This is a genomic window from Rhodococcus aetherivorans, from assembly GCF_011058165.1.
Taxonomy (GTDB): Bacteria; Actinomycetota; Actinomycetes; order Mycobacteriales; family Mycobacteriaceae; genus Rhodococcus; species Rhodococcus aetherivorans.
The window spans coordinates 1-7559 of the sequence record NZ_JAALEG010000149.1; the positions used below are offsets into that span (position 1 = coordinate 1).

Consider the following 7559-nt stretch of genomic DNA (forward strand, 5'->3'; position numbering starts at 1 on the left):
ACGGGTCACGACCGAGGACACCAGTGGAAACGCCGGGCAGACCGGCGAGACACTCATGCCCGAAACCGGAACAACGTCCGAAAACGATCGGAGATCAGACACAGATCAACGACGGTGGATCAGGGCTCAGTGGTCACCGGATACTTCGTCACTGTGTTCGTCGACCGCGCCACCTTGGAACACGACTGCGGAAGTTCCCTGGCCGAGCTGGATCACCACTTCGGTGACGACGTGCTCCTCGAGATAGCCGAGCACACAAAGTTCGCCGGCCGCGCCGTCAGCCTCACCAGCGAGGTCCTCGGTCCACACATCGCTCTTCCCAAAGCCCTGCGGTGGAAGGCGGCGGCAGCGTCCCTCGCCAAGCAGCTGATGGCCGAAAGCACCTGCGTCTATGGGCAGTACCACAACCGGTGGCTGGCCGACCGCGTCCTCAACGGCTGAGGGCAACACCAGTCCGGCAGGTCGGGCAGAGGACAATCCTAGTGAAGACTGTAAGTCGAGGACCGGGACGGGAGCAGACGTGTACGGATCGTGGCGCAGCTGGGAGCATTTTTCGGTGGCCGGGTCGGCGCCGATGTACACCTCGGTGGACGTGCACGTTCTCGCCGAGGCCGCCCGCGCCGCCGTCGGGCCGGGACGCGGCCCGGCGCCGGTGCACCGACGTGTTGATGTGATCGTTGGGATATTTTTGAGAAAGTAAAGGAGGCTCTGTCAGGTTTCTTTCGTTGTCCGGAATGGAAGGAGACGATGGTGACTGCCCGCATCCCTGACGACGGACGGTCGATACCGGTCGTTGTCGCCCCTGGACACCAACCAATGACGAAATCCTCAAAGGAGTGGCTGGGGATGGTAGGCGGGTTCGCAGGGATCCTCATCGTGGCAACAGGTCTCGTTAGCCTGAACGTCGTTCCTGAGGCGATCGGCGTCGACAGTGGCCTCTACTTCATCGTGATCGCGTTCGTGAGCCTGGGAGTCTTCATTGCGGGAGCAGCCGCTCAGCATCGGATATTCCGGCACCACCGCAGAATGGCCCGCAAGAGCAGTGATTTCGTCCTCACCGTGGGGGAGCTGAGAAACGCACCGACAGCCCTGGCAACGCCTATGCGTGACGCCAGGGTCAGCGTAAACGTCATCGCAGGATCCCGCGCCGTGCGTATGGGCTACTTAACCGACGTGAATGTAGATGCCGCACTGTGGGATCTAGCTCAACACGTCAAAGCCGGCGCTCATCTCTACGGCCTTATCCACGACTTCAACGCGACCATGCATCCCGACGACCAGGCTCAGATCAATGTGGCCCGCGTCGACTATGCCGCAACCATTGCTCACGTCAAGGGAGGTGCCGACCAGCTGCGCGCGATAGCCCGATCGGTATCGGAATTCGATGAGAAGCTTGCCGAGACCGAACGCCGGGCCGCTTTGGATGCCCGACTTGAATCTGAACAACAGCGCCGTGCCGTCGCGTCCGCCGAACATGCCGCGCAGGTAGAGATCGCTCGGATCCGATTACACGCCATCGAGCCGGCGCTCGACAATGTCGCAGCGCACCTTTCCGAACAGCTTTACACCTACAACAACACATCTGTCGGCGAGGTTGCAGACCGAGTGCCTCGATCCGAGGCTTGCGTCGATGGGGGCGCGAAGGAATGACCATCGCCGCAGGCAGGGACCCGCTGCTGGGCACGTACATGGCATCGATGTGCTCTCGAGTACGGGGAGGCACCGAACCGTGTGAATTCCGACCGGCGACGAAGGCGACCTGACCAGTCCCCTATCTGTATGCAAAGGTGGACGGCGGTCATGTGCAGGCGCCTCGGCGCACGAGCGGGTTACAGGCAGATGTTCCCGTCGAGGGCGGCCTTCCTGGCGCAGTCGCACGGCCGATACGCGAGCCGGCCCACCACCCGATGCAGTGTCGGCACGCGCCGACCTCCGTCCGGTGTGACGTCGGACGGGTGCGGCACGATGCCCTCAGGGGAATACCGCAGTGACGGGCGCCGCGACGAAAGGGTGGGTACGTGAGCACAGAACAACGGATCGCATCGGAGGAGCCGGACCAGGACGAGGCGACGGCCTCCCCACCGGAGGCGGACCTGATGGTGATCGCCGACGAGTTCGGGACCGCCGTCGTCGGCGCCGACGACGCGATCGAACAGTTCTGCCGACAGTGGGACACCCCGCTCACGTCCGTGGCCACCGCCCCGAACGACACCCTGGTCCGAATGACCGCGGAGCTGTTTTCCGCCAAGACCGTCTCGACGGTCTATGCGATCGGTACGGCGATGCAGCGCCAGTTCGCCGCGAAGGCCACCGCGGGCACCACCGTCACCTTTCATCGGATGGTGCGCGAGGCCGGTACCGGCAAGATCCTCTCTCACGCCCGGATCGCTCCGCCGGGGGCCGCGGCGGGGTTCGGCCCGGCCGCGGCGTTGGCGGGCCTCAAGATGGCGATCGCGGCGCAGTTCGACCGGATCGACGAGCACCTCGATCGCATCGAGGACTCCGTCGACGAGATCCTGCGGTTGGCGTCCGCGCAGCGACTCGGCGACGTCTACGGCCACCACCGGCTGCTCACCCGCCGGGTGCACGCTCTCACGGACGGGGATGCGCTGACCGCCACCGACTGGTCCTCCATCCGCCGCGCTCGGGGCCGACCTCGAGGTCGGCGTCGAACGCCTGCGGTTCCACGCCCAGAAACTGCTCGACATGCTCGAGGCCGACGCCTCCCCCGGTGCCCGGGCCGATCAGCTCGCCGACGTGCTGCACAAAGGCCGGCTGCTCGAGACGTTGCAGCTGCTCATCGTGGCCCAACAGTCGCTGTTCTTGTGGCAACGGCTGCGCCTGGTGCAGGTGCAGACCATCGAACCGCAGCACCTGCAGCAGACCATCGCCAGTGCCCGGGCGACCCTGTCCGAGCAGTACACCGCCGACACCGACCTCGCCGCCCGGCTGCGGCAGATCCTCGACCGGCACGCGGTCCTGAGCCCCGGCGAAGCGCACCACAAGCTGGCCGGCCGCGCTCTGACCAAACACCGCGACGGATTGGCGGCGATGGTCGAGGCGTTCATCGCGGCCCGGAACCTGCAGATCGAGCAGTGGACCGGTGCCCGCCACGCCACCCTGGGTGAGGCCTGGTCGGCAGCACGCACCCGCACCGGAGCCGCGGTCACCGCCGGCCGGCGCCGACTCGCCCGCGGCGCCAGCACCGTGGCCACCTGGGTGGAACCGAAACAGCCACCCGGCAGCGACGCCGCCGACCCGGCTGAGGCCGGCGAGCGAGAGCCGTGACCCGCGACGGGGCCGATCCGGGGGCCACCGTGTTGGTGCTTGCCGGACGCAGCATCGGCATCGAGGCCGCCCTCGCCCAGGCGCATGCCTATCCGACGGTGACCGTGGCCGGCTACGACCTGCCCGGGCCCGGACCGGTCGACGCGATCACCGCCGGCGACATCGCGCGTACCCACAAGGTGCGGTCCCGGATCAGTCACGCCCAACGCGACTGGTTCGTCCGGACCGCGGTCGGTGCCCCGTGGGCTGCGGTGCCGGCCGACGCGCGGCTGGTCGACGCCGACCCGAACGTCAGCGGCGACCTCTACGACGGTGCCGAAGCGCTCTACGAGCATTTCCGCACCGCCGCCCCAGGCAGGTGGGGGGTCGCCAAGATCAGCAAAGTGCTGCACCTCAAACGCCCGGGCTTGCTCCCCATTCTCGACTCGAAGGTCATGGCGTTCTACCGGATGCAGGCGCGGGCCGCAGCTGCCCGGTACCCCCACCGGGGTCGACGAGCGCTGTTCTGGGCGGCCATCCGCGACGATCTGTGCGCCAACCTCGACAGCGGTGCCCTCCCGCTGTTCCGTCGCCGTTTGGCGCAGTCCGAGACCGAGCATGTACGTCGGATCGCGGCCCTGACCGACGTCCGTCTGCTCGACCTGCTGACCTGGGCGATCGCCTGAACCCCGGGGCGGGCCTCACTCCAGCGCCACGATCGCGGGGCGACGTCCCGCATTTCGACACCTCGCGCACTCGTCCCGCCCCGACATCGGCTACCCGTCGTTAGGGAGCCGATATGCGGGTCTTATGTCAGGTAGCAGTCCTCCTCACGGAAGACGAGTCCGGGTTCGAATGACCGCGGCGTACTGCTACCATAACAATTTGCCGACTCCCTTCTGATAGCCGACTTTTTCGCGCTTTAGTCGTTGCTGCATCACTCCAATTGCCAGCTTACGCTTGCGGTCGTCTTTGTACTTCCATCGATCTACAATCGATACAGCGACAAACCGAATTAAGTCCACTTCCTCTCCACGATCTACTTCATCATTCAGGTAGAGAGCATAGAAGAGATACGCGATAAAGTTCCGGTATATCCATACATCTTCCTTTCCGCGCAACACCTTCTCCACACCAGAGACCCAACCATTTCCTCCAATTGACATCATCAACAACGCTGTCGCGGAGGCAGAATGCGCCCCTCCAGATAACCGACCTTCAAGCAATAATTCGTTCAATATCTTCAATAGTTTACGAGACGAGAGCGAGCGCTCTATACCACTTGCGACATAGGCACAAGGGATAACATTAAACAACTCGGCAAGCAGCTCGGAATGTTTCTCGGAAAACTCCGGCTCTCGCTCCCTGATGCTGCTAATTATTGACTTTTGAAGGTCAATAAACGCAGATTCTTCACTGAGTATCCCGGCGAGCGTCCCCCATCCTTGTATGACGGTTTCCAGCAACCGCTTTTTCTTGTCGAGCTCCTTAACTTCGTCCAAGTCACGCAGGGCCGTGGAAGCAGTCTCAAGCGCCAGGGCGTAACGCTGCGCTCCGGGTATTCCGTGATCATCTATTTCCGGAAAGGGATTCCTATCACTGTCCGATATTGAATCAAGCGGATCGGGGGGGCTCATCCAAGGGCACTAATTCACGGGATCCCGACTCGCTTTCATCGCCCTCCAACTCCTTCAAAAAGTCGTCAGGCGCATCTTCACGCTTAACGATATCGTAAATCTTCGAAGCCGACCCTTCGTCTGCAAACTCATCCAGTAGATTTTGCATGGCTTCGATAATCGACACATCCCTGCGGCTAAGCGCGGCGTAATGTCGAATTACGGGGCCGAAACGCAGTGGATCATCCAAGATAAACCGCAAAAATTCGGGCTCCCGTAACGCGTACTTAGCCGCAAAGAGATGCAAATAGCTGCTTCGAACAAAAGATACCCCGCTTGGATTTACCGAAAGGATACGTGATTCGCGGAATTTACGCATCATATCGGTAGCAGTTTCGGGCCACGCATAATCAGATATCAGACCAGCGAGAACCTCCACGGTGACAGACTCTGATAATACGCTACTCGCCTTCCTAGCGAAAACCTCAGCCAGCGCCGATAAAGCTGTTATGCTCTGCTCGGTTCCAATCGAATATCGCGTATCTACGGTGGGATCCCCGCGGCCAAGCAATAGCCCAATATATTGCTCTAGAATTCCGGTAGGCGAAGCTTCGGCTGCCACCTCCTCTCCCCGGAGAAGGATCGTGATGAGCAAGGAGACTGTAAAAGGGTTGCGCGGAAGACGCTCTGCGCGCAGCACTGAAACTATCCGCTGCGTTATGGACCGGTGGACGGTAGGCGCGGCAATTTTCGCGAGTGCAGTCACATCGGCCATGTTCAACCTACCGACGTAGCGGACTTGAGCATTCACGCCAATATTTGACAGGCGTTCTACAATTTCAGCCTCATCGTTACTTCTGCAACCGATGAATATTGTTTCAATTTCACTTTGCGCAATTCCGCGCAGAACATTATCGGAAATTTTGCGAACATGAGGGGAGTAATTGTCTAACGCTAACGCGACGCGGGGCAAATTGTCGTGCTTGAATTGAATAATTCCCCGCTCCAGAGCTTCTTGACGTACAAGCCTTTCAAACGGACCGGTGCCCGATTGGCGATTGTTGAAATCTACGTAGATAGGCGTTTTTTCATAATCCAATTCCGATGCACGAATCACAAGCCACTTAAGTGCGGTAGTAAGGCCACAGTGCTCGTCCCCCACAATGATGACAACCCCATCTTGCGCACACTCTACATCTGGATCCAGCCGCTTGGTTCTAGCGTCATCGGAGTCAGCGCCTCGCTCAATATATTCCGCATGAGGAACGGGTAGCAGAATCGGGGGTAGTGCAACAGAATTGACTTCATCACATGTTTCAGAGTATGTGGAATCAATTAGCCGCGTGTCAATTTGTAGCTCTGCAATCATTTGAACCCGCGTTTCTCTGGGAATGTCACGTACTATTCCCGCCTCGTTAGTGACAGATAGGTCCGCCCCAGAGATCAGACCCTTAATGAACTGCGGGAACTCTGAGTATTTTGTTCCGTAGGATATGGGAGATATATGGGAATCAACATGAGCTGATCGAAGGTCGGGTAGCTCATCGTCAAGGCATAGCCGGAAGTGCTCTACACCCGACACTGAGAATAGTCTCCTGTGCCACGAGAGCAAGTCGGAAAAGTTCGGGTCCCCCATGCCGGCACCAAATCCGATATACAATATCGACTTGGTACTCGCCACGGCCCGCTGCAAGGCGGACTGGCATTCGTCGAATGACAGCTTCGCATACTGGTCCGACGAGAAAACGATGGTCTCGGGCTTATCCCATACGCCATGTAAATGAACGACCCCTTTGGCTCCCCCTGAAATCACTCGCTGAAAATTGGGAAGGGAGCTTCTGTCGACTGAAGGCACGTTAAGCCGCTGCTCCAGCAATGTGTCATAGTTCGTGGTGAGCATCACGCATGGCAAACTCCCGATTGCATCTAACCAGGAAGGGTCTTGGAGGGGCAGCGATCCGACGGTATCTCGAAGCCAATTGGCCTCGGCTTGTACGCCGAGCGATTTGATTTTTTTCAGAACCATTGTAGCCACGTTTATTAGTGCAGCCGCATCATTCTCATCCACTCCATAGGCGAGATTTCCGTCAACCATGCTTTTCCATGCTGTCGTCTCGTTTATTGAATTTTCACATACGAATTCGATACCGGATCGAATTAGTCCAATCCAGGTGGCGTTTGGAGCATTATTAGTGACGGATGCGGACACCCCAGCACCGCATATCACGACTGCACGCCCTTCTTCAATGGTGCGCTTAAGCGCTTCAACGCGGGACTGCATCTACGTATCCTTTGGCCTCAACAATGAGCGGACAGGTGAGCCAGCTTTGCATGTTCGCATCGGAGGACTCACCTGTGCATCTAGGAGGGGGCTCTCCCTGTTACAGCTTTTGCGTCACGTTTCCGAGGGTTGGCAGTCAGGGCAGCGACCCTTGTCAACGACGTTCGCGATTGCCTCCACCCTGGTTGGCAACCGGTATGTGCAGTTTCGGTCCAACGTGGCCGAGATTGAACACCACTACGGCTCCATGATGCTCGCCCCGAAATATGGCTCTTCGCAGTTAGCAGTGGCATTGATGCCGACTGGGTGTGCTCCGCCGGGAGCGGCGGGTGCAGGCCCACCGTACCCTGCGTCGCTGGTTGTCGGGGTTGCGGAATCCGAATGCGATCCGCCCG

7 protein-coding genes are annotated in these 7559 nt (G+C 59.9%); 4 read left to right on the top strand and 3 right to left on the bottom strand.

The genetic code is table 11. From position 1 onward, the window contains the following. Nucleotides 1-114 precede the first annotated feature (114 nt). On the top strand, nt 115-441 hold the full coding sequence (locus tag G6039_RS29270) for a hypothetical protein (protein WP_152104004.1): 327 nt from the start codon (nt 115-117) through the stop codon (nt 439-441). A 435-nt stretch (nt 442-876) separates the two neighbouring features. Further along, nucleotides 877-1650: a hypothetical protein gene (locus G6039_RS29275; protein WP_152104005.1), complete on the top strand. Its 774-nt coding sequence runs from the start codon at nt 877-879 to the stop codon at nt 1648-1650. A 179-nt stretch (nt 1651-1829) separates the two neighbouring features. Here the strand turns inward: G6039_RS29275 and G6039_RS30900 are convergent, their stop codons facing one another. Next, nucleotides 1830-2483: a hypothetical protein gene (locus tag G6039_RS30900; RefSeq protein ID WP_235194002.1), complete on the bottom strand. Its 654-nt coding sequence runs from the start codon at nt 2481-2483 to the stop codon at nt 1830-1832. Nucleotides 2484-2706: 223 nt separating this feature from the next. Here G6039_RS30900 and G6039_RS30905 point away from each other — a divergent pair, with 223 nt between their 5' ends. Further along, a complete protein-coding gene (locus tag G6039_RS30905; protein ID WP_235194001.1) occupies nt 2707-3288 on the top strand; it encodes a hypothetical protein in 582 nt (193 codons plus the stop codon). Then, nucleotides 3285-3953, top strand: a complete 669-nt coding sequence (locus G6039_RS29285; protein WP_043797144.1) for a DUF6308 family protein — start codon at nt 3285-3287, stop codon at nt 3951-3953. The genes G6039_RS30905 and G6039_RS29285 overlap by 4 nt, the downstream gene beginning before the upstream one ends. Before the next feature lie 186 nt (nt 3954-4139). On the opposite strand, the gene G6039_RS29290 is transcribed toward G6039_RS29285, so the two are convergent. Together G6039_RS29290 and G6039_RS29295 are read right to left on the bottom strand one after the other, a co-directional pair. Continuing rightward, complete coding sequence (locus G6039_RS29290) at nt 4140-4904, bottom strand: hypothetical protein (RefSeq protein WP_152104006.1); 765 nt, start codon at nt 4902-4904, stop codon at nt 4140-4142. After that, a complete protein-coding gene (locus tag G6039_RS29295) occupies nt 4882-7164 on the bottom strand; it encodes an SIR2 family NAD-dependent protein deacylase (RefSeq protein WP_152104007.1) in 2283 nt (760 codons plus the stop codon). Before G6039_RS29295 ends, G6039_RS29290 begins: the two co-directional genes overlap by 23 nt. Nucleotides 7165-7559: the final 395 nt, after the last annotated feature.

Bases quoted from the DNA above. Each gene is read 5' to 3' on its own strand.
- G6039_RS30905 (WP_235194001.1), top strand. From the start codon at position 2,707: ATGCTCGAGGCCGACGCCTCCCCCGGTGCCCGGGCCGATCAGCTCGCC.
- G6039_RS29290 (WP_152104006.1), bottom strand. From the start codon at position 4,904: ATGAGCCCCCCCGATCCGCTTGATTCAATATCGGACAGTGATAGGAAT.
- G6039_RS29295 (WP_152104007.1), bottom strand. From the start codon at position 7,164: ATGCAGTCCCGCGTTGAAGCGCTTAAGCGCACCATTGAAGAAGGGCGT.